This is a genomic window from Reyranella aquatilis (genome assembly GCF_020880995.1).
GTDB classification, from domain to species: domain Bacteria; phylum Pseudomonadota; class Alphaproteobacteria; order Reyranellales; family Reyranellaceae; genus Reyranella; species Reyranella aquatilis.
This window is the reverse complement of sequence record NZ_JAJISD010000004.1, coordinates 13632-33647: the sequence shown is the minus strand read 5'-3', so window position 1 is coordinate 33647 and position 20016 is coordinate 13632. Positions and strand designations below refer to the sequence as shown.

At 66.6% G+C, this 20016-nt stretch carries 22 protein-coding genes, 1 tRNA gene and 1 pseudogene; 11 read left to right on the top strand and 13 right to left on the bottom strand.

Annotated features, from left to right (window positions below; genetic code table 11):
- Window positions 1-22: 22 nt before the first annotated feature.
- The 7 genes and pseudogenes from rlmH to rplU form a co-directional block, all read right to left on the bottom strand.
- Entirely contained in the window at window positions 23-481 is a 459-nt protein-coding gene (rlmH, locus tag LJ725_RS10580) for a 23S rRNA (pseudouridine(1915)-N(3))-methyltransferase RlmH (protein WP_230550619.1), read from the bottom strand.
- Between the two features lie 7 nt (window positions 482-488).
- Window positions 489-1574, bottom strand: coding sequence for a nicotinate-nucleotide adenylyltransferase (locus LJ725_RS10575; protein WP_230550618.1), 1086 nt, complete (start codon window positions 1572-1574; stop codon window positions 489-491).
- Between the two features lie 10 nt (window positions 1575-1584).
- Entirely contained in the window at window positions 1585-2868 is a 1284-nt protein-coding gene (locus LJ725_RS10570) for a glutamate-5-semialdehyde dehydrogenase (RefSeq protein WP_230550617.1), read from the bottom strand.
- 16 nt (window positions 2869-2884) lie between these two features.
- Complete coding sequence (gene proB / locus LJ725_RS10565) at window positions 2885-4000, bottom strand: glutamate 5-kinase (RefSeq protein WP_230550616.1); 1116 nt, start codon at window positions 3998-4000, stop codon at window positions 2885-2887.
- A complete protein-coding gene (obgE, locus tag LJ725_RS10560; RefSeq protein ID WP_230550615.1) occupies window positions 3997-5022 on the bottom strand; it encodes a GTPase ObgE in 1026 nt (341 codons plus the stop codon). Before obgE ends, proB begins: the two co-directional genes overlap by 4 nt.
- 73 nt (window positions 5023-5095) lie before the next feature.
- Window positions 5096-5368, bottom strand: a complete 273-nt coding sequence (gene rpmA / locus LJ725_RS10555; protein WP_230550614.1) for a 50S ribosomal protein L27 — start codon at window positions 5366-5368, stop codon at window positions 5096-5098.
- A gap of 28 nt (window positions 5369-5396) precedes the next feature.
- Window positions 5397-5690: pseudogene (gene rplU / locus LJ725_RS10550) on the bottom strand (50S ribosomal protein L21); the annotation flags it as partial.
- Window positions 5691-6041: 351 nt separating this feature from the next.
- Between rplU and LJ725_RS10545 the strand changes: the two are divergent.
- Window positions 6042-6131, top strand: a tRNA-Ser gene (locus tag LJ725_RS10545).
- Between the two features lie 102 nt (window positions 6132-6233).
- Entirely contained in the window at window positions 6234-7469 is a 1236-nt protein-coding gene (locus tag LJ725_RS10540) for a DUF6429 family protein (RefSeq protein WP_408015733.1), read from the top strand.
- Window positions 7470-7577: 108 nt separating this feature from the next.
- Here LJ725_RS10540 and LJ725_RS10530 read toward each other — a convergent pair whose 3' ends face one another.
- Genes LJ725_RS10530 through LJ725_RS10520 form a run of 3 tightly spaced genes read right to left on the bottom strand, consistent with a single transcriptional unit; the run spans window position 7578 to window position 10520 of the window.
- Window positions 7578-8882 (bottom strand): TRAP transporter large permease, encoded by a 1305-nt coding sequence (locus LJ725_RS10530; RefSeq protein WP_230550613.1) that lies wholly within the window; start codon window positions 8880-8882, stop codon window positions 7578-7580.
- Window positions 8879-9439 carry a TRAP transporter small permease subunit gene (locus tag LJ725_RS10525; protein ID WP_230550612.1) on the bottom strand — a complete coding sequence of 187 codons (561 nt, stop codon included), beginning with the start codon at window positions 9437-9439 and terminating at the stop codon, window positions 8879-8881. The genes LJ725_RS10530 and LJ725_RS10525 overlap by 4 nt, the downstream gene beginning before the upstream one ends.
- A 4-nt stretch (window positions 9440-9443) precedes the next feature.
- Window positions 9444-10520, bottom strand: a complete 1077-nt coding sequence (locus LJ725_RS10520) for a C4-dicarboxylate TRAP transporter substrate-binding protein (RefSeq protein ID WP_230550611.1) — start codon at window positions 10518-10520, stop codon at window positions 9444-9446.
- A 220-nt stretch (window positions 10521-10740) separates the two neighbouring features.
- Here LJ725_RS10520 and LJ725_RS10515 point away from each other — a divergent pair, with 220 nt between their 5' ends.
- Window positions 10741-11241 (top strand): hypothetical protein, encoded by a 501-nt coding sequence (locus tag LJ725_RS10515; RefSeq protein WP_230550610.1) that lies wholly within the window; start codon window positions 10741-10743, stop codon window positions 11239-11241.
- 102 nt (window positions 11242-11343) lie between these two features.
- Here the strand turns inward: LJ725_RS10515 and LJ725_RS10510 are convergent, their stop codons facing one another.
- Window positions 11344-11721, bottom strand: a complete 378-nt coding sequence (locus tag LJ725_RS10510) for a VOC family protein (RefSeq protein ID WP_230550609.1) — start codon at window positions 11719-11721, stop codon at window positions 11344-11346.
- A gap of 650 nt (window positions 11722-12371) precedes the next feature.
- Between LJ725_RS10510 and LJ725_RS10505 the strand changes: the two genes are divergently transcribed.
- The 4 genes from LJ725_RS10505 to LJ725_RS10490 all read left to right on the top strand — a co-directional run bounded on the left by LJ725_RS10505 (window position 12372) and on the right by LJ725_RS10490 (window position 15614).
- The gene (locus tag LJ725_RS10505) at window positions 12372-12659 is read left to right on the top strand and encodes a hypothetical protein (protein WP_230550608.1); all 288 of its coding nucleotides are present in this window, start codon (window positions 12372-12374) and stop codon (window positions 12657-12659) included.
- 100 nt (window positions 12660-12759) lie between these two features.
- Entirely contained in the window at window positions 12760-13287 is a 528-nt protein-coding gene (locus LJ725_RS10500) for a CIA30 family protein (RefSeq protein WP_230550607.1), read from the top strand.
- Window positions 13288-13599: 312 nt separating this feature from the next.
- The gene (locus LJ725_RS29155; protein WP_230550606.1) at window positions 13600-14043 is read left to right on the top strand and encodes a tetratricopeptide repeat protein; all 444 of its coding nucleotides are present in this window, start codon (window positions 13600-13602) and stop codon (window positions 14041-14043) included.
- A 101-nt stretch (window positions 14044-14144) separates the two neighbouring features.
- Entirely contained in the window at window positions 14145-15614 is a 1470-nt protein-coding gene (locus LJ725_RS10490; protein ID WP_230550605.1) for a FecR family protein, read from the top strand.
- A 25-nt stretch (window positions 15615-15639) separates the two neighbouring features.
- Here the strand turns inward: LJ725_RS10490 and LJ725_RS10485 are convergent, their stop codons facing one another.
- The gene (locus LJ725_RS10485; protein WP_230550604.1) at window positions 15640-16344 is read right to left on the bottom strand and encodes a formylglycine-generating enzyme family protein; all 705 of its coding nucleotides are present in this window, start codon (window positions 16342-16344) and stop codon (window positions 15640-15642) included.
- A 173-nt stretch (window positions 16345-16517) separates the two neighbouring features.
- On the opposite strand from LJ725_RS10485, the gene LJ725_RS10480 reads away from it, so the two are divergent.
- The 4 genes from LJ725_RS10480 to LJ725_RS10465 all read left to right on the top strand — a co-directional run bounded on the left by LJ725_RS10480 (window position 16518) and on the right by LJ725_RS10465 (window position 17883).
- Window positions 16518-16826, top strand: a complete 309-nt coding sequence (locus tag LJ725_RS10480; RefSeq protein ID WP_230550603.1) for a hypothetical protein — start codon at window positions 16518-16520, stop codon at window positions 16824-16826.
- Window positions 16827-16857: 31 nt separating this feature from the next.
- Complete coding sequence (locus LJ725_RS10475) at window positions 16858-17121, top strand: hypothetical protein (RefSeq protein WP_230550602.1); 264 nt, start codon at window positions 16858-16860, stop codon at window positions 17119-17121.
- A gap of 103 nt (window positions 17122-17224) precedes the next feature.
- Entirely contained in the window at window positions 17225-17365 is a 141-nt protein-coding gene (locus LJ725_RS10470) for a hypothetical protein (protein ID WP_230550601.1), read from the top strand.
- 152 nt (window positions 17366-17517) lie between these two features.
- Entirely contained in the window at window positions 17518-17883 is a 366-nt protein-coding gene (locus tag LJ725_RS10465) for a hypothetical protein (protein ID WP_230550600.1), read from the top strand.
- Between the two features lie 40 nt (window positions 17884-17923).
- Here LJ725_RS10465 and LJ725_RS10460 read toward each other — a convergent pair whose 3' ends face one another.
- Window positions 17924-19822: an ABC transporter substrate-binding protein gene (locus tag LJ725_RS10460; RefSeq protein WP_230550599.1), complete on the bottom strand. Its 1899-nt coding sequence runs from the start codon at window positions 19820-19822 to the stop codon at window positions 17924-17926.
- Window positions 19823-20016: the final 194 nt, after the last annotated feature.

Sequence of the window (20016 nt, the reverse complement as noted above, 5' to 3'; positions counted from 1 at the left end):
AACAGAGGCAAAATCGACGATTTCACGCCCGGTGATAGGGATGTCCGGCGAGAAGCTGCTGCGCCCGGTAGATCTGCTCGGCCAGCATGCCTCGGGCCAGCAGGTGGGGCCAGGTCATGGCCCCAAATGACAGGACGAGACTGGCTTTCTTGAGCAGGGAATCGGTGTGTCCGTCGGCGCCGCCGATGAGGAAGGCCACGTCCGACACGGAACTGTCACGCCAGCCGCCGAGCCGGGCGGCGAAGCCCTCGCTGTCCAGCACCTTGCCGCGGCGGTCGAGCATGACCAGCGTCGCGCCGGCCGGCGCCGCCTCCAGCAGCAGTTCACCTTCGCGCTGCATCAGCTGAGGGGCGGGGAGCTTCCGCTTCTCCTCGATCTCGCGCAGCGTGAGCGGCCAGCGGATGCGGCCGGCATAGTGTTCGTACAGGTCGCGCTCGGGGCCGCGCGTGGCGCGGCCGATGGCGGCGATGGTGATCTTCAAGCCACGCTCAGGAGGCGCGCTTGCGCCGCGCCGGGGACTTGCTCGCCGTCTTCGGGGCCGCCCGCTTGGCGGCCGCCTTCTTGACCGGCTTGTCGGCGGCCTCGTTCTCCAGCGCCCACATCTTCTCGAGCGCATAGAAGGCCCGTGGCTCGGGGCGGAAGACGTGCACGACCACGTCGCCGGCATCGACCAGCACCCAGTCGCCGGTCTGCTTGCCCTCGACCGGCGTGTAGCCGTGGCCGGTCTGCTTCAGCTTGTCGGCGAGATGCTCGGCGATGGCGACGACCTGCCGGTTCGAGCGGCCGGAGGCGATCACCATGTAGTCGGCGAAGGCCGACTTGCCCTTCAGGTCGATGACGACGACGTCCTCGGCCTTGTTGTCGTCCAGGGACTCGCGCACCAGTTTCAGGAGCGCGTCGGAGGCTTTGCTTCGGTCGGGAAGCTGGCGGGTCTGGTCGGGGATGGTCTTTCCTTTCGCTCTGGTCCGGGGCGGGCGCACGGCGCGGATCGCCGTGGCCGAATGGGTATCCAGCCTGCTCGGGATAAAGCACCAGGCCGGCGGCTCGCAAGTGGCGAGCTGGCGGGCTCGGGCGGCGTGCAGCCGGAAACGCTCGAAGGTACGGGGCGCCGGGGCAGCCAGGGCGGCATAGCCCCAGCCCGGGCGGGCGAAGGCGGCGATGGGAATGCTGCCGAACAGGTCGCGCCAGCCGGCCCAGTCGACCAGCTGGGGCAGGATGTCGGCGCCCATCAGCCACACGAACCGGGCGTGGCGGTAGACCCGCTTCATCGCCCGCACCGTGTCGAGCGTGTAGCGGGTGCCGAGCACCAGCTCGGGCGCCTCGACGCGGATGCGCGGGTGGCGGGCGACCTGTCGGGCGCGGGCCACGCGGGTGGGCAGCGGCTCCATGCCGTCGCCGCTCTTCAAAGGGTTCTGCGGCGAGACCAGCCACCAGACCTCGTCGAGGCCGAGGCGCTTCATCGCCTCCAGGCTGATGTGACGATGGCCGGCATGGGCGGGGTTGAACGAGCCGCCGAGCAGGCCGATCCGCCGCGTCGTGGCGCGCGACACGCCCGGCATGGGGTGCAAGCTCACGGCGATACGCTCACGGGCGCAGCGTACCCTTGCCGCGCACGATGTTCTTGTAGGTCGTGAGCTCGACCAGCCCGACCGGCCCGCGCGCATGCATGCGGTTGGTCGAAATGCCGATCTCGGCGCCCAGGCCGAACTCGCCGCCGTCGGCGAACTGGGTGCTGGCATTGTGCATCACGATGGCGCTGTCGACCTCGCCCAGGAAGCGCTGCGCCGTGGCCTCGTTGTCGGTGACGATCGATTCGGTGTGCTGGCTGCCGTAGCGCGCGATGTGCGCAATGGCGCCGTCGACTCCGTCGACGGTGGCGACCGAGATGATCGGCTCGAGATATTCCGTTCGCCAGTCCTTCTCGGTGGCGGCCAGCACCTTCGGATCGCGCTTCTGCACCTCGGCGTCGCCGCGCACCTCGCAGCCCAGCTCGTGCAGCTTCTCGAGCACCGGCTTCAGATGCGTGTCGAGTGCGGCGCGATCGATCAGCAAGGTCTCGGCGGCGCCGCAGACGCTGACGCGGCGCATCTTGGCGTTGGCCACGAGGTCGCGCGCCATGGCGACGTTGGCGTCGCGGTCGACATAGACGTGGCAGATGCCGTCGTAGTGGCGCAGCACCGGCACGCGGCTTTCCTGGGTCACGCGGTCGATCAGCGAGCGCCCGCCGCGCGGCACGATCAGGTCGAGCCAGTCCATGGCGCGCAGCATTTCACCTACGGCGGCGCGATCCGTCGTCGGGACGAGGGCCACGCAATCCTCCGGCAAGCCGGCGCCGGCCAGCGCGCGGCGCAGCAGTTCGACGATGGTGCGCGAGGAATGGAAGCTGTCGGAGCCGCCGCGCAGCACCACGACGTTGCCTGACTTGATGCAGAGCGCGCCGGCGTCGGCGGTGACGTTGGGGCGGGCTTCATAGATCACGCCGATGATGCCGATGGGCACACGCACGCGACTGAGGGCGAGGCCGTTGGGCCGATGCCATTCCTCGATGATCGTACCGACCGGATCGGGCAGGGCGGCGATGTCGTCCAGCCCCTTGGCCATCGCCTCGACACGCGCATCGTTCAGCAGCAGCCGGTCCTGCAGCGCCGTCGTCATGCCGGCGGCCTGGGCCGCCGCGATGTCGCGCGCATTGGCGGCGAGGATCGCGGCCTTCTCGGCGCGGATCAGGCGCGCCGCCTCCCAGAGCGCCTTGTTCTTGGCGTCGGTCGGCGCATTGCGCAGCGCGGCGGCGGCCGCCTTGGCGCGGCGGCCGAGTTCGGCCACCAGGGCCGCGGCATCTTCCGCGGCGGGTTTGGTCTGAACGTTCATGGGACGCTCCGTCTCGTCACTCGACCACGAGGTCGTCGCGATGGACGATCTCGTCTCGGCCGCGGAAACCCAGCAGCCGTTCGATCTCGGCGCTCTTGCGGCCGGCGATGCGGCGCGCATCCTCGGCGGCATAGGCGACCAGGCCGCGCGCCAGCACGCGGCCGCCGCGATCCTTCACGTCGACCACGTCGCCGCGGCGGAACTCGCCCGAGACCGCCGTCACACCGGCCGGCAGCAGGCTCTTGCCGGTCGACAGGGCGCGCACGGCGCCGTCGTCGACGACCAGCGTGCCGGACGGCTTGAGCGAGCCCTTGATCCACTTCTTGCGGGCCGACAGAGGCGAGGCCTCGGGCAGGAACCAGCTGCAGCGCGCGGTGCCGTCGATCAGCGCGCCCAGCGCGCCGACCTTGCGTCCGTCGGCGATCGCCATGCGGCAGCCGGCGGCCATCGCGATGCGGCCAGCCATCAGCTTGGTCACCATGCCGCCGTTCGACATCTCCGACGCCGCGACGCCCGCCATCGCCTCGATCTCGGGCGTGATTTCGCGGATCTCGGGGATGAACGTGGCGGAGGCGTCGCTGCGCGGGTCGCCGGTGTAGAGACCGTCGATGTCGGACAGCAGCACCAGCGTGTCGGCCGAGATCATCTCGGCGACGCGCGCGCCCAGGCGATCGTTGTCGCCGAAGCGGATCTCGTCGGTCGCGACCGTGTCGTTCTCGTTGATCACCGGTATGGCGCCGAGGCCCAGCAGCGTCGCCATCGTCTGGCGCGCGTTGAGATAGCGCCGGCGCTCCTCCGAATCGTTCAGGGTCAGCAGGATCTGCGCGACGGTGATGCCGTGCCGCGCCAGCGCTTCCTGGTAGGCCTGCGCGAGCTGGATCTGGCCGGTCGCGGCGGCGGCCTGGCTCTCTTCGAGGCGCAGCGGGCCGGCCGGAAGCCTGAGGTGCGTGCGGCCGAGGCGAATGGCGCCGGACGACACCAGCACGACCTCGCAGCCACCCTTGTGCAGGCGCGCGACGTCGTTGGTCAGGGCCTCCAGCCAGTCCCGCCGGACCTCGCCCTTCGTCTCATCCACGAGGATGGAGGAGCCGATCTTGACGACCAGCCGACGAGCGCCCGCGAGGGGTGTCATGCCGCTTCCCGGGAAGGCGCGCGCTGCTTCTCGACCAGCTTCATCAGCTCGTGCAGCAGGGGCTGCACGCCCTGGCGGGAGACTGCGGAGATGACATGCACGGTCTTGCGGCTGGTCCTGGCGAGCGCGGCGCGCTTGGCCTCGATGTCTTCCGGCGTCATGGCGTCGGTCTTGTTGAGCGCGAGGATTTCCTTCTTGCGCGCAAGATTGCCGCCATAGGCCTTCAGCTCGCGGCGCACCGTGCGATAGGCATCGACCACGTCGTCCTGCGTGCCGTCGACCAGGTGGAGCAGCGCGCGGCAGCGCTCGACATGGCCGAGGAAGCGCGTGCCGAGGCCGGCGCCTTCATGGGCGCCCTCTATGAGGCCGGGGATGTCGGCCATCACGAACTCGCGCGCGTCGGACCCGTCGCCCACCTTCACCACGCCGAGGCCGGGATGCAGGGTCGTGAAGGGATAGTCGGCGATCTTGGGACGCGCGTTGGTGTTGGTCGAGAGGAAGGTCGATTTGCCGGCGTTGGGCAGCCCGACCAGGCCGATGTCGGCGATCAGCTTGAGACGCAGCCAGAGCGCGAGCTCCTCGCCGGGCCAGCCCGGATCGGCGCGACGCGGCGCGCGGTTGGTCGAGGTCTTGTAGTGCAGGTTGCCGTAGCCGCCGTCGCCGCCCTTTGCGATGATCACACGCTGGCCGATCTCGGTCATGTCGAACAGCAGCGTCTCGTTGTCCTCGGCGAAAATCTGTGTGCCGCGCGGCAGGCGCAGCACGATGTCCTTGCCCTTGCCGCCGGTGCGCTGGCTGCCCATGCCGTGATGGCCGGTCTCGGCCTTGAAATGCTGGGCATAGCGATAGTCGATCAGCGTGTTGAGGCCGTCGACGCATTCGGCGATCACGTCGCCGCCCCGTCCGCCGTCGCCGCCGTCCGGTCCGCCGAACTCGATGAACTTCTCGCGGCGAAAGCCCGCGCAGCCCGCGCCGCCGTTGCCGGAGCGGACGTAGATCTTGGCCTGGTCGAGGAACTTCATGGGATGGGGTCCAGAAACGAAAAGGGGGAACGGCGAGCCGCTCCCCCTTCTCAATCCGATGGGATGGGAACGGCTATTCGGCGGCCAGTGCCGGCGCCGGGAGAACGTTCACTTCGACCTTGCCGCCCGAACGTGTGCGGAAGGACACGACACCGTCCGCCATGGCGAACAGCGTGTGGTCGCGGCCGACGCCGACGTTCTCGCCCGGGTTCATCTTGGTGCCGCGCTGGCGGACCAGGATGTTGCCCGACACGACCTTCTGGCCGCCGAAGCGCTTCACGCCGAGGCGCTTGCCGTCGGAATCGCGGCCGTTACGCGAGGAGCCGCCTGCTTTCTTATGTGCCATCGTACTACTCCGGTCGCTCTGCTCAGGCGACGATCTGTTCGATCTTGACCACCGTCAGGTCCTGACGGTGACCGTTCTTGCGCCGCGAATTCTGGCGACGGCGCTTCTTGAAGATGATCACGTGCTCGCCGCGGGCCTGCTTGACGATCGAGCCCACCACCTTGGCGCCGGCCACGGTCGGCGCACCGACCTTGTCGCCGACCATCAGCACGTCGGTGAATTCGACCTTCGCGCCGGCCTCGCCGTCGATCTTCTCGACCGTGAGCTGGTCGTCGGCGGCGACCGTGTATTGCTTTCCACCCGTGCGGATAACGGCGATCATGATGACACCCGGCTTGAGGTTCCCCGGCCTGAAAACGCCGAAAAACACGAAAGAACGCGGCGGAACCGCGGGGCCCGCCGAAGAAGCGCGGAATATACGCATGCCCGCTCGCGAGTCAACGCCGCAGACGGGGTGGGCGGAGGCCGTCTTCCGAACGCAGTTGCGGCCGAAAAGACAGTCTTTTCAAGGCCCTGGCGCCTGGCCGGGCCATTGCGGCCGGTGGCCCATTCCGTTCGAGGGCCCGGTTTGCGCCGCGTCAGCGGCGGAATTGACGCCCTCGCCAACCATTCGGCCGCCCCGATGCCGGAAGCTGTTGCTCCCCCAAGGAGGCCCGCCTATAAACCCGCGCCCGGAGAGGTGCCAGAGTGGTCGATCGGGACGGTCTCGAAAACCGTTGTGCGTGCAAGCGTACCGTGGGTTCGAATCCCACCCTCTCCGCCATTTCCCGCTTCGGCCGAAAATCCCCTGTTTCACTGGACACCGTGAAAGATCGATAGCGGACGAAGAGTCGCCGCCGTAGTCGGCCTGGATGACCCAGCGTCCATGGCAGTGACTTTGGCTGTGATCATGAGCGTCGGTTTTTCGTCTATGCTCCCTAGAGAGCAGATGTGGCGAGGGCGGGGCATGGCGCGAGGGGCAAAGACCAAGCGAAAGGGTGCCGGTCGCAAGGCCAAGATTGCCGGCGTTCTGCCGGACTCGGATTCCGACCTGGCCGCGCTGTTGATGCCGGTCGCGCGGATGATGAATGATGATTCCGGCGACGAAGCTCTCGAACTCGCGCAGGAAAAGGCCTTCGATGCCATGGAGGCGCCGCGGTCTCGAGAGAGGATCGCGCTGGCACGGGAAGCGCTGGCGCTGTCCCCGCTCTGCGGCGACGCCTATCTCGTCCTTGCACGGGAAACCGCCGATGCGAACGAGGCGCTCGAACTCCACCGGCGAGCCGTCGCTGTCGGCGCGGAAGCGTTGGGCGACGCCGTTTTCCGGGACGACGCCGGTTCGTTCTGGGGGTTGCTCGAAACCCGGCCTTATATGCGCGCGCGTCACGAGCTGGCCCTGGCCCTCTGGCGCCTCGGTCATCGCGAAGAAGCTGTCGCGCATTACCGTGAGATGCTGCGCCTCAATCCCAACGACAACCAGGGCATCCGCTACCTGTTGATCGATGCCTTGCTCGAACTTGGCCATGAGGCAGACGCCGACGCGCTCCTGGATCGCTACGAGGAGGATGACTCGGCTCATTGGATCTGGTCGGCAGCCCTTCTCGCGTTTCGACGCACCGGGAACAGCGCAGCCGCGCGGAAAGCGCTGGCCAAGGCCGTTGAGGCCAACCGTCACGTGGCGGCTTATCTCCTGGAGGAAAAGCCAATTCCGGCGACACTACCCGGTTTCATCGGCGTGGGCGACGAGAGCGAGGCCGTCTCTTATGCCCACTATGCTGCGGGTGCCTGGGCCGCGGCGCCGGGTGCGACGCGCTGGATGGCGGACGCACTGGCGATCGCCACCCGGGAGAACGACGATACCCGGCACACCGATGCCGACTACGAACCGGATATCGATCGCGTCGACGAAGCCGTTCTCGCCCTGCTCGTGCATGGACTGCATGACGAGAGGCGCGCCTGGAAGACGTTCGATTGGGAGGCGCTCGACCGGCTGCATGCCAAAGGTCTGATATCCAACCCGGCGAGCCGCGCGAAATCGGTCGTCTTCACCGAAGAGGGCCTCGAGGCGGCACTGCGATCACACCGCATTCTATTCGCAAGGACGCCGCCGAAATCAGGTTAGCGCTACGACCGAAACACCGCGCCGTGCGGGACGCATCTGCTCAACTCTTCGCGTCGTAGGCGCAGCGAAGCCCGATATAGACCGCATTGAAGCCGCCGGGTGCCTTCCTCAATTGAAGAAGAGCGCGATCCCCGGGAAGGCGATGATCAGCAACAGCACGGCGAACATGATCAGCGTAAAGGGCTGCGTCCCGGCGAAGATGTCCCAGAGCGTGATGCGGGCGTCATTGAGCGTACTTTTCACGACATAGACCGAGATGCCGAATGGCGGTGTCAGGAGGCCGATCTCGACGGCGACGACGGTGATGACGCCGAACCACACCAGGTCGATGCCGAGCGTCTTGGCCACCGGCAGCATCAGCGGCAGCACGATCAGCATAATCGATGCCGAGTCGATGATGCAGCCGAGGAACAGCACGATCGCGATGAAGACGGCCAGGAACCCCGCGACGCCGAAGCCCAGTCCCGCCATCCATTCGACGATGAACTGCGGCAGGCCGGACAGGGTCAGCATCCGGCTGTAGAGGTTGGCGGCGATGATCAGGAACAGCACCGAGACGGTGATGCGGCCGGTTTCGACCAGCACCTTCCAGAAGATCGAGGGCGTGAGGCGCCGCTTGGCGAGCGCCAGGGCCAGGGCCCCCAACGCGCCCACCGCTCCGGCGTCGGTCGCGGTGAAGATGCCGCCGTAGATGCCCCCCAGGACGACGAAGATCAGCAGGACGACCGGCGCCACTTTGAAGGCCGCCTCGCTCAAGCCCATGCCCGGCACGTTCACGGCGGCGGTGCCGCCCACGTAGCCCGGAAACAGCCACGCCATGGCGACGATCGCGATGGAGAAGGCGACGGCGAGCAGGAGGCCCGGCATGACGCCAGCGAGAAACATGGCGCCGACCGACTGCTCCGAAAGGAACGCATAGAGAATCATCAGCAGACTGGGCGGGATCAGCATTCCCAGCACCGACGAGCCTGCGACGACGCCGGTGGCAAAGCGCGGCGTGAAGCCGAAGCGCAGCATCTCCGGCACGGCGACCTTGGTGAAGACCGCGGCCGAGGCGATCGAGATGCCGGTGATGGCGGCGAACACGGCGTTCGCCATCACCGTCGCCACGCCCAGCCCGCCGCGGATGCGGCGAAGCATGCTGTTGGCGACCTCGAAAATGTCCTTGCCCAGGTCGGCCGTCGCCACCAGCAGGCCCATCAGGACGAACAGCGGCACCACGCCGAACTCGTGGCTGGCGATCGAATCGCTGGTCGCCTGCGCCATCAGGGCCAGCGCCACGTCGATGCTGTCGCGCATCAGCCAGACGCCGACGAAGGACAGCAGCAGCAGGGAGATGGCGACATGCAACCCGGCGATGATCAGAACGACCATCAGGGCGAGCGAGGCGATGCCGATGCCGAGCGCTGTCATGGCGTACCCCGAAGCGCCCGGCGGAAATCGGCAAGGGCGAGGCAGATGTAGGTCAGGCAGGTGAAGGCCGAGCCGACGACGGTGATCAGGCGGATCGGCCACGTCGGCGCGGTGAAGTCGCCGAGCGAGCCGACATAATCGCCGATCTCCCAGGCCGACCTGAGTTCGGGCGTCACCGCCATGACGACGATTGCCATGATTGCCGCGCCGATGACATGGAACAGGCCCTGGATCGCGTCGGCCAGGCGCGGCGCGCGGGCCACGACGACGTCGATCAGCAACTCGGCCCGTACGAACCGGCCGGCCCACAGCGTATTGGGAAGCTGCATGAAGACGATGCCGACGATCGCCAGCGACACCAGTTCGGTGGTGCCGCGCAGCGGGCTGTTGAACACGGAGCGGCCGACGATGTCGACGTTGATCAGCACCAGCAGCCCGAAGATGCCCACCGTGCCCAGCGCGTTCATGACGCCGGTAATCTGGTCCAGGCGAAACGGCTGGGGCCGGCCGTAGGAATCGGCCTTTCCGGCGCTGTCTACGCCGGCTTCCAGTTCCACGGCCTCAGGCCTTCCAGTCCCGCACCGGTTTGACGCCTGCGGCCTTCAACCCCTCGACATAGGCGTTGACCAGCGGGCGTGCGGATTTCACGCCCTGCTTCTCGAGCTGGCTTGCCCAGGCATCCGGCAGGTTGGGCAGCATTGCCGCCCACTTCGCCCGCTCGGCTTCCGGCAGGGTCGTGACGTTGGCGCCGGCGGCCCGCAGGTTCTTCACCGCTTCCTCCGCAAGAGCCGTCTGTGTCTTCGCGAACTCGGCGTCGTAGGCTTTGCCCGCCTTGCGCACGGCCTCCTGCGCGACCGGCGGAAGCTTCTGGAAGCTGCGAAGGTTGAAGGCGAGCGACCCGGTGTACTGGGCGCCGAGATTGCAGAGGGTGATGTGCGGCGCGACCTCATGGAGCTTGGCCGACCAGACCGGCGACATCGACACGATCGCGCCCTGCGCGACACCGGTCTGGATGCCGTTGTAGTAAGTGTTGAGATTGCCGGCGACGGCGACCGCCCCGGTGCCCTGCAGCCAGTTTGCGATCGGGCCCGGTACGAAGATCTTCTTGCCCGCGAGGTCGGCGGCGGAATTCACCGGAAAGTTCGTGATGAGCTGGTAGCCATCGATGGCGACGATACCCAGCACCATCATGTTGTTCTTCGACCAGGCGTCGTTCATCTCGGTGAACTGCCCGTTCAGCTTCTGGACGATGGCGCTGACGGTGGCGATGTCCGGCGAGCCGAACGGTACCTGCAGCGTCACCTGCTGCAGCGGAAACTTGGCGGCTTCGAAGATCTGCGACACGAGGCCTGCATCGGACACGGAGGTCTTCAGCGCATCGCTCTCGGCGCCGAGCTTCGCGACGGTGCCGCCATAGGCCTTGGTCCATTCGATCTTCACCGGCGAGCCGGCGGCGGCGAGCTCCCGGTCGATCGTGCCGAGGAACGTCTCGTCGAGCACCTTGACCCAATTGAACACCGGCGGATGGCCGCAGGTGATCGTGAACTTCAGAATCTGCTGCGCCCGCGCAGCGTTGGTGCCGCCAAGTGAGATGAGCCCGGCTGCAGCCGATGCGCCGATGAACTGCCTGCGATCCATGGTGTCTCCGCCCCTTCGTCTTTTATTGACCGCAGGCTATGCGACGATGTGAGGCGGGATCAAGCCACGCTGTTGGCATGGCAGACCTGAATTGATTCCGCCAAGGGGCGGGTCGGGGCCCATGCGGCCCCTACGGTTTTGCGGCGTGCGGTCGAGCGCTGCAATCTGGCCTCGGCAGCGCAGTCATCGGGTGAATGTCGGTCATGGAAGGGCGCAAGCAATGCTGAAAGTCGCCCCGCCGCACCAGTTGGCCATCACCGCCGCCTGTGTCGCCCTCAACCTGGCCGTCGGCATGATCGCCAATCTGCTCTCGCTGCCACTGTCTTTGGATACGATTGGCAGTCTGACCGGAGCGGCACTCCTCCCTCCCGGGCTTGCCATCGCGGTCGGCGCCATCACGGCCGCTCTCGGTTGGGCGGTCATCGGTCCGGTGTATCCGATTTACATCGGCACTCAGATTTCAGTTGTGATTACCGCCCTCGTGCTCATGCGACTGATCGGCTTCGATCGACTGTGGAAAGCCGTCATCCTCGGAGCGTCAGTCGCGGTAGTGGCAGCAGTGGTTTCTGCACCGGTGACGGACTGGGTGTCGGGAGGCGTAACCGTGCGGGCAACGACGACCATCACAATCGGTGGATTGCCGATTGGGCTCGCCGACAAGCTGGTCGTCGCGCTCATTGCCTGGGCTCTCGTCCGGAGGCGGTTACGCGGCGGCGCGTAGCGCGGCAGCGTCGCCCCGAATCTCCAGTTGCGAGGCCCTCAGCCGCTAGCAGCGTGATCGTGGAAGGCTGCTGCGGCTGATGCCCCGTCCTCGTCGAGCGCGTTAGCCGCGGTGCAAGGCGCAGATCTTGTTGCCGTATGGATCACGCAGGTAGGCCAGATAGAGTCTGGCCGCTCCACCCTCGCGCCAGCCGGGCGGGTCTTCGATGGACTTGCCACCGTTCGCCACGCCGGCATCGTGGAAGGCCTTCACTTTTTCGGGGCTGTCGCAGGCGAATCCGATCGTGCCGCCGTTGGCATGAGTCGCCGCCTTTCCGTCGATCGGCTTGCTGATCCCGAGGATACCGGCCGGAGTACGATAGAAGACCCTGCCCTTGGGGTCGGCCTTGCCCTCTGGCACACCGATGGCGCCGAGCACGGCATCATAGAACTTTTTCGAAACGGCAACGTCGTCCGCGCCGACGAAGATATGCGAGAACATTCCCAAACCTCTTTCTCATCCGATCGGCAATCACTCCGATCAACCAACACACCGCTCCAGACTAGCTCAAATCCATCGTCGATGAACGAAACTTGCGGCCATTGGGGAAGAATGGAAGCCGATGAAGACGTCTATCGTCCAGCCGTATCCACACGAGTTTTGGCGAGCAAGCACGCAGCAAAACGCAACTGCCGAGGCCCATACCACGGAAATGCCTTGTATCGCCTCCGCCTGCGTTGGCCCGGCACTCGCGCGTCCATCCAGAATCGCTTCCATCGTCGCCGGAGCGAGCTCAGTCAGCCGGAGCCCGCGTGAGAGGTGGGATGGTTGATCCTCTTGGCCTTGGCGATCTCCCCGATATTCGCGTGCCGAGCCGTTTCCAGCATCCGCTGCCAGCAGAATGCACCGGCGATGGCCTTGACCAGCGTGCTGGCTGTGTCGGATGCCCCCGGCGGTACGCGCGCGACTTCAAGAGGGAAAGCCAGCTTGCGCTTGCCGCGCTTGCTGACCGGAAGGCCATGTAGATGGTCACAACGCTGGCGAGACGCTCATAGGCTCGTGCGCGATCAGCCGCCATCGTCGTGACAATCGAGGCAGCCGACATCCGGGGCGGCCGTTTCGACGTAGAAACGGTATTCGCGGAGCCAGACATGTCACGGTTACCCTTCCTCGCCAGCGTTCTCCTTCTGTCGATGGGGGGCGGTCAGGCCCATGGGCAGCCACCGCCCGCGACAGAGTCCGCCACTGCGCGCGCCCGCTGCGCGCAATTGGTCGAATACTGGGATCGCTACAACGCCGGCAAGGGCGAGGGTGGCGGCAGCATGGACATGCCGCGCAAGTCCGCCATCTCCGACTGCGCGGCAGGCCGGACCGAAGCGGGCATCCGCACGATGGAGGAACTCCTGCGCCGCAACGGCTATGCGGTGCCGCCTCCATGAGCGACGCATGATCCGGCGTCGCGCCGCCAACCGCTCTCTCCTTTTTCTGTCGGGTGCGCTCGTGGCGCCCCTCCCTGTGGCCTGGAGCCAGACCCCAGCCTTGCCTTCCCCGATTATCGACGATCTCTCCGATCCTGCCGGCCTGTCGGCGCTGGGCACACGCTGGCAGCTGGTCACCGACCAGGTGATGGGCGGCGTGTCACGGGGCACGCTGACCCGGGAGACGGTGGCGGGACGTCCGGCCCTGGTGATGGGCGGCGACGTGCGGCTGGAGAACAACGGCGGCTTCATCCAGATGGCACTCGATCTCGCCCGTCCGCAGGTATCGGGCAGCGGCACGCTCGATGCTCGGCGCTGGCAGGGGCTCGAGATCGACGCTTGTGGCCCGCGGCAGTCCTACAGCCTGCACCTGCGCACCACCGACCTCGACCGGCCATGGCAGTCCTACCGGCGGGAGTTTTCGGTGCAGCCCGAGTGGCAGAGCCTGCGGCTGGCGTTCGCGGACTTCGTGCCCCATCGCACCGGGGTGTCGCTCAATCTGGAGCACCTGCGCCGGCTGGGAATCGTAGCCATCGGACGTGCCTTCACCGCTAACCTCGCTCTGGGCGGGGTCCGCTTCTACGGCTGAGCGCTACGGCCAGTTCCAGCGTCCAGCCGCGCGCTCAATGACGGCCTATCCTTGGTGTCGTAGGCGATAAGTTGCGCTTCCCAAGATAACGAGGTGTGCGGCCTCGCAACTGCACCGGCGATCCATGGTTTTGCCGGTTCGTGGCAGCACCGTCCGGGTGGGGACGATCCAAAATGGCCACGCCTCCTAGCCCGACACCCCCGCTGACGGCCGTGCCGGTTCGCAAAACAAATTGCCGCGTAGGTGCTGTATAATCTTGCTTCAAACTTTCTACCCTGCTAACTTTTTGCACTCAGATTCTCGTAGGTCGCCGTGACAGCCAAGTTTCCCCGGATCGCTCTGTCACTTCTGCTGGTTTCACAATCATTAAATGTTGAAACCGCCGATGCCCAGAGTCTGCCTCCGGGGGCGCAGCCGACCACTGCGGTTGCTCCGGGGCAGGAGATGCGCGCGGCATACCAGGCCTCTTTCCAGGAAACGCTCCGCAAGCCTGCGGATCCCGCCACGCTCATGGCCTTTGCCGAAATCGCCATCAAGATCGGCGATCTGGAAGGGGCAATCTCGGCGCTCGACCGCCTGCTGCTTATCGACGGCGATCAGCCTGAAATAAAGCTCGAGCTCGGCGTCCTCTATTTCCGGCTTGGTTCTTTCGAAGCGGCACGGACGTATCTGGGCGAAGTGCGTTTCTCAAAGCGCGCCTCACCGGTCCTCAAGGCGCGCGCGGAAGAATTCCTGAAGGCCGCCAAGCGCTCCTGAGGCCAGGCAACGCAATTCGAAAAGGCGGGAGGCCGACGTTGGAGGGCCTTCAACGAAACGAGACAGGCGACGGACCCGGGTCCGCCGATTGAGGGGCTAACATGCGAAGCTTCGGCTTCCGACTCCTTGCGGTCATGGCGATCGGCCTCCAGTGGGCGGCACCGTCATGGGCACGCGTTGGCGTAACCTCGGTCGTCGACGGCCAGCCCAAGGGGCTGCCCCCTCAGGGCGTCGAGCGCATCCTCAGCGTCGGCAACGACATGGAGCCCAACGAGCGGGTCACCACTGGCGCAAACGACAAGGCCTACATCGTCTTCCTGGATGGGACGTCGCTCACCGTCGGGCCGAACAGCGTGCTGACCATCGACAAGTTCGTGTACGATCCGCAACGCAAGACCGGAGAACTCGTCCTGTCTGCGTCTCGGGGCGTATTCCGCGTGGTCGGCGGCGCGATCAGCAAGAATTCAGAAATCAATGTCAAAACGCCGTCGGCGACCATGGGCATTCGCGGCGGCATTGCAACCGTTGCAGTGGCAGCCAGCGGCGCGACGACCGCCAATTTTCTGTTCGGTGGCTCGTTGACGGTGACCAGTCAGGGCGTGACGCAAACGACGACGCAGCCGGGCTCACAGATTCGAGCACCGGTGGGTGCGCCGCCTACGCCGCCGGCACCGATTCCCGCCGGCAGCCTGGGCACCAGCAACAATTCATTCCAGAGTGCCGGCACGCCCGGCGGCGGAGGCGGCCTGCCGTCAGTCACCGCCATCGGCGTCGCCATCGCCAACTCGGCTTTGAGCCGCTTCAATTCGGCGATGGCGCCGGCAGCGGCGCTCGCCGCCGTCCCCGCCACCCAGCAGGCGCAAATGAACGTTGCGAGCGTGACACCGGCCGTCCCCGGCTCGCAGATGGCGAGCGCTGTTCCGCAACAGGGATCCACCCCCCTGATGGCTGTCGGCCCGGCGCAGGGCGCCGGGGTCTTGCAGGAGGCGGGTCCGGCTCAGGGCGCTGGACCCTTGCAGTCCGCCGGCCCGTTGCAGTCGGCCGGACCGTTGCAATCCGCGGGGCCATTGCAGTCCGCCGGACCGTTGCAGTCCGCCGGGCCCTTGCAGTCTACCGGCCCTCTGCAGGCTTCCGGCCTATCGCAGTCTGTCGGTCCCATACAGTCTGTCGATTCATTGCAGGCTATGGCGCCATCGACAGCATTCGAACCACAGACCAACCTAGCGGCCTTGGGCGTCGCGACAGGACCGGCCACTGGATTGCCGCTCGTGGCTGGAATCCCAGCCCCCACCACCGCAGTGCTCGGCAACATTCAGACGCTCAACCAGTTGATCGCACAGCTCCTCGGCGGATCCAACGTGCCGAGCCCGGAAGTCCTCACGTTTCTCATCAATGCCGCGGCAGCTCAGTCTCCGCCCGGTACAACGCCAGCCACTTCTCCGCTCGCGCCTGCCCCCACGGCGGTTCCGACGACACCGCCGATCTCAGTGCCCGCGTTCGTGCCGCCGACCGGCGTGCTGCCGCCGCCGATCTATGAAACGACAAATCAATCACAGACCAGCCCGAACTAGCTGACCACGTGCGGGACCCATCTGCTCAACTCTTCGCGTCGTAGGCGCAGCGGAAGCCGATATAGACCGCGTAGAAGCCGGAGGGCTTCCATTGGGCGCCGTCGGTGCGGGCCTGCTCCGGCCCGTACCACCAGGATCCGCCGGCGGTGAGCGCGTCGTCGCCGCGCCGGTCGGCGATCCACTCCCAGACGTTGGCGCCCATGTCGTAGAGCCCGTTGACGCCGCGCCGGGTGGTTGCGACCGCTACGTGCGCCCGGCGGTTGTTGTTCATGCCGTCGGGGGCGTCGCCCACCGGGTAGGGATAGGTCTTCCCGCGGACGTAGCCATCGGTCGGCTGCTCGCGCTGCTCGGTGTAGGCGGCCTTTCGCCACTCGGCGATCGTCGGCAGGCGGCCGCCGACATGCCGGCAGAAGGCATCGGCCTCGGCCCAGGTGACGTGCACGGCGGGCTCCGAGTCCTGCCCGGGCTGGCCCTGCGGGCGCTCGTAGGTCCAGCCCTGCCGCCGTGTCCACCCGCCGGTGTATTCGAAACCGCCGCCTTCGCGCTCGGCGGCCGTCCGCAACGAGGTGGCGCGCGCGAAGTCGCGGAACTGCCCGATCGTCACCTCGGTCGCGTCGATCCTGAAGTCGCCGATGCGCACCGGCTCCGGCGGTTGGGCGAGAGAGGGGGCGGCGCCGGCGATTATGGCGGCGAGGGCGGCGGTGAGAATCTTGAGTCGCGAAAGGGTCATGGCGTCTGCGTCCTGCATATGGCGTGCCGCATGTCCTTTTGAAGGAGCGTCGGTCTCCCACGAGCGGCGGAAGGCCGGTGCCTCCCGCGCCGGCCGGGCTTTTCTTCTGCCGGCGTCGGGGAAGGGGGTGTAACGCGGGATGCAGCCTCGGGCGACCGTACCCGTTGAAGCTCATGGCCGACCGAACCCCGCCTCGCGACGATACCCCGGAGACCGGGACCGCCCGTCCGGAAGCGCCGCGTGCGGACGGCGCCGCCTCCGACACATCGAAGCCTGTCGAGCGCATACAGAAATTGCGGTTGGGCGTGCGTGCGGTGTGGTGGAGCGCGGTCGTTCTCACTCTGGTATTCGCCGGCCTCGCCCTGTGGATGGGGATCGGCCGCCGCGATCCGGTTGCGTTCCTCTTCGCCGTTCTGGCGGTCTGCTGCGCCGGGGCGGGATACGGGACGCTTCTCGCGGTCCGCCGCCCCTCGGCGCCGTGACCGCCGCCCCCGCCCAAACCCAGGAGGATTCATGAGCGCCAGTCCGAAGAAGCCCGACCCGAACGAAGTTTCGGCCAGCTACAGCGCCACAGGGCAGGCGAAGGACGCCCGCCGCGAGGAGAAGCGGAGGAAGGGCGTTTACGGGGCCGACGCGGAAAACGGGCCGGGCTACGAGCGCGAGGACGAGGGGGGCGGCCGTTACGGATTGGAACGCACCGTCGACAGGTCAGCGGAAGACGAGGGCAGTTCCGAGGTCCGCCCGCCCGCCGCGGAGCGCCCCGGGCGCAAGGCGTGACGGCAGGCCATGCCGGCACCCGGAGTTTTTGCTACAAGCCGGTATGGGCCAGCCAATCTCCGAAAACAGGAAAGCACAGCTGCTGCAGCGCGCGGAAGCGCGGTTGAACTTCGCCCGGAACCTCCCTGTCGAGGATCCGACCCGCGAGGCGAAGGTGAAGATGGCGGAGCGGGCGTTGCAGACCGCGCTCGCCTCGAAGACCGTGCCGGACCGCAAGCCGCCGAAGAAGAAGCGGCCGCGATGAGGCGCTTCGCGGCAGGCGGCCGGGCGCCTTCAAATCGGCACGTTTTCGATATTGAGTCTGCGGTATAGTTCCCGGGCGCCGCTGAGCGACGGATACCCCGCCGCCGCAGCCGGTGCATGAGATTGGTGCCCCCTTCTGGTGAGGGAATGTCGATGCTGAAAAAAGTCGCCGTGGCCGCCCTGGTCGCTCTTCTTCCTGCGCTGCCCGCTTCGGCCGAGCCGGCCGTGTGGACCTGGACGGGCTACGGGCTGAACGTCCCGGGCAGCGGCAAGTGCCCGACCTACAAGATGGTGATCAAGGTCACCGTCGTCGGCACCAGCGTGGATGGCTGGTTCCAGCAGGAAGGCCGCCCCGAGCGCGGCTTCAAGGCGACGCTGGGGCCTGACATGAAGTTCAAGACGACCACCATCGTGGGCGGCGGCAACAAGATGGACGTGGTGGGCTCGGTCAAGCCGGGCGACGCCAAGATCATGCTCGACGGCTACTGCCTGTTCGAGGGCCCGCTCAAGCCGCAGTGACGGGCCGCCCGATCCTTCCTTCCGCCAGGGTTCCGGATCGCTAGCCGGCGATCCAGAACGTGTCGGGCTCGTAGAGCCCGATATATCCGCCCGGATCCCAGGCCCAGTAGCCCTTCTCGGGCACGTTCCGCACCTTCTTGCCGACCGTGACCGGCTGGCGCACCTCGTTGACGGTGCCGATCGAAAAGACCTCGTCGGCATTCACCGTCAGGATTTCTTCCCAGGCCTTGCGGCGCCCGGCGCTGTCGACCGCCTGCTCCCACTGCTGCAGCAGTTCGAGCAGCTTCTTGCCGACCTCCATGTCGCAGGGCTCGCCCTGCTTGCCCTTGGATTCGACGTAAAGGCCCCATTTCGGCCATTGCAGGCCGCCCTGCATAACCGGCGTGAACTCGCGCGGGCTGGTGTCGGGAGTCGGCGCCGCCGTGGTCACACCGGCATAGGCGGTCATGATCGCCTCGCCCGACGTGGTACGCAGGCGGAAATTGTCAGTCGTCTGCGGCTTCAGCAGCGCCTTGATGCCGATCTTCTTCCACTGGTCGATGACCAAGGTCATGTTGTCGACCTCGTCGGCCTTCTCGCTGGAGTGCTCGACCACGAACATTGCCGGCTGGCCGTTGGGCAGCAGGCGGATGCCGTCGCTGCCCTTCTTTGTGAGTCCGATCTCGTCCAGCAGCTTGTTGGCTGCCTTGACGTCCTGAGTCGCCCACTTGGTCGCGTACTCCGGCTTGAACAGCGGCGAGCGCGGCATGATCGTGTTGGCCGACGGCTTGGCGAGGCCGCTGTAGACGACGTCGCTCAGCTCGTCGCGATTGATCGCCAGCGACAGCGCGCGGCGGAAGCGGACGTCCCGGTTGAGCTTGCGCCAGGTCTCGTCGTTGGCGTTCATGTTGGGATAGAAGGCGACTTCGGAGCCCGATCCCTTCTCCCAGAGCAGCGCCTTGATGCCCGAGGTCTTCGCGGCGTCGCGCAGGAAGGTGTAGTCGCGCAGGCCGAGATAGCGCGGCTGCAGGTCCGATTCGCCGAGGCCCGCCTTTGCGGGAATCAGGTTGGCGGCGACCACCGTCATGATCACGTCGTTGATGTAGGGCAGCTGCTTGCCCTTGGCATCGATGCGGTGGAAGTAGGGGTTGCGCACGAAGACGAAGCGCTGCGCCGGCGGGACGGTCGTCAGGACCCACGGGTTCAGCGTCGGCAGGTCGACGTTGCTGTTGCCGTACATCGCGTCCTGGCGCTTGAACACGTTGGACCAGCGGCTGCCCTTGTAGCGCTTGAGGATCTCCTCCTCGTCCGTGTACTTGCCATGCAGCGTCTTCAGGTAGTGGGCCGGGCGGAACAGGAAGAGCGGTGCGGCGCGCGCCTGGCTCTCGATGAAGTCGGGGTTGGGCTTGTCCCAGGTGTAGCGGATCGTCAGCTCGTCGAGGATCTCGACCTTGGGCGGCTTGCCCTCGACCAGCAATTCGACCGACGGCCCGTTCGGCGACAGGTCCTTGTTGTTGGCGATGTCTTCCCAGAAGAAGCGGAAGTCCTCGGTCGTGAACGGATGGCCGTCCGACCATTTGTGGCCGGCGCGCAGCTTCAGGGTGAACTCGCGGCCCTCCTTGACCTCGTAGCTTTCGAGGATGTCGGGATGCAGCTTGAACTTGTCGTCGTACACGATCAGGCGCGTGTAGCTGTAGATCGTCATCAGGCGGGTGTCGCGCGTGGCCGCGACCAGCATGTTGAGCTGGCCGCCATGCCGGCCCGGACCGTCGCTGCCCGAGAAGCTCTCGATGACGCGGGGCTTCTGCGGCAGTCGCTTTTCGATCGGCGGCAGGGCGCCCGACTTCACCTTGTCGAGCAGACCCGGCGTCTCCTGCAAGGCAGGCGGCGGATTTGCGGCAAACACGGGCCTCGCCACCAGTCCCATCAACAGCGCCTGCGTCAGAACACGTCTCTTCATCGCTAGCCTCACTGTTTGTCTTGCCGGGGGTCCCGGGTCGCCCTGATCCTGGCGCCAGTATGATGCAGAACTAAGGCAAAAATCGCGGATTTTCTGCAGCCTCACCGCTGGACGAAAAGGACGCAGCGGCCGCCTCCCGGTCCTGACGCACGGAATTCCGCCGTCAGGCCAGCCTTGAGCGGTAACCCGATCCC

Excerpts from the sequence above, each read along its gene's own strand:
- LJ725_RS10515 (WP_230550610.1), top strand. The coding sequence starts at position 10,741 with ATGCTGAAAGTCGCCCCGCCGCACCAGTTGGCCATCACCGCCGCCTGT.
- LJ725_RS10570 (WP_230550617.1), bottom strand. The coding sequence starts at position 2,868 with ATGAACGTTCAGACCAAACCCGCCGCGGAAGATGCCGCGGCCCTGGTG.
- LJ725_RS10465 (WP_230550600.1), top strand. The coding sequence starts at position 17,518 with ATGCTGAAAAAAGTCGCCGTGGCCGCCCTGGTCGCTCTTCTTCCTGCG.
- obgE (WP_230550615.1), bottom strand. The coding sequence starts at position 5,022 with ATGAAGTTCCTCGACCAGGCCAAGATCTACGTCCGCTCCGGCAACGGC.
- LJ725_RS10475 (WP_230550602.1), top strand. The coding sequence starts at position 16,858 with ATGAGCGCCAGTCCGAAGAAGCCCGACCCGAACGAAGTTTCGGCCAGC.
- rpmA (WP_230550614.1), bottom strand. The coding sequence starts at position 5,368 with ATGGCACATAAGAAAGCAGGCGGCTCCTCGCGTAACGGCCGCGATTCC.
- LJ725_RS10530 (WP_230550613.1), bottom strand. The coding sequence starts at position 8,882 with ATGACAGCGCTCGGCATCGGCATCGCCTCGCTCGCCCTGATGGTCGTT.
- LJ725_RS10460 (WP_230550599.1), bottom strand. The coding sequence starts at position 19,822 with ATGAAGAGACGTGTTCTGACGCAGGCGCTGTTGATGGGACTGGTGGCG.
- proB (WP_230550616.1), bottom strand. The coding sequence starts at position 4,000 with ATGACACCCCTCGCGGGCGCTCGTCGGCTGGTCGTCAAGATCGGCTCC.
- LJ725_RS10490 (WP_230550605.1), top strand. The coding sequence starts at position 14,145 with ATGCGAAGCTTCGGCTTCCGACTCCTTGCGGTCATGGCGATCGGCCTC.
- LJ725_RS10505 (WP_230550608.1), top strand. The coding sequence starts at position 12,372 with ATGTCACGGTTACCCTTCCTCGCCAGCGTTCTCCTTCTGTCGATGGGG.
- LJ725_RS10520 (WP_230550611.1), bottom strand. The coding sequence starts at position 10,520 with ATGGATCGCAGGCAGTTCATCGGCGCATCGGCTGCAGCCGGGCTCATC.
- LJ725_RS10540 (WP_408015733.1), top strand. The coding sequence starts at position 6,234 with ATGGCAGTGACTTTGGCTGTGATCATGAGCGTCGGTTTTTCGTCTATG.
- LJ725_RS10480 (WP_230550603.1), top strand. The coding sequence starts at position 16,518 with ATGGCCGACCGAACCCCGCCTCGCGACGATACCCCGGAGACCGGGACC.
- LJ725_RS10510 (WP_230550609.1), bottom strand. The coding sequence starts at position 11,721 with ATGTTCTCGCATATCTTCGTCGGCGCGGACGACGTTGCCGTTTCGAAA.
- LJ725_RS10485 (WP_230550604.1), bottom strand. The coding sequence starts at position 16,344 with ATGACCCTTTCGCGACTCAAGATTCTCACCGCCGCCCTCGCCGCCATA.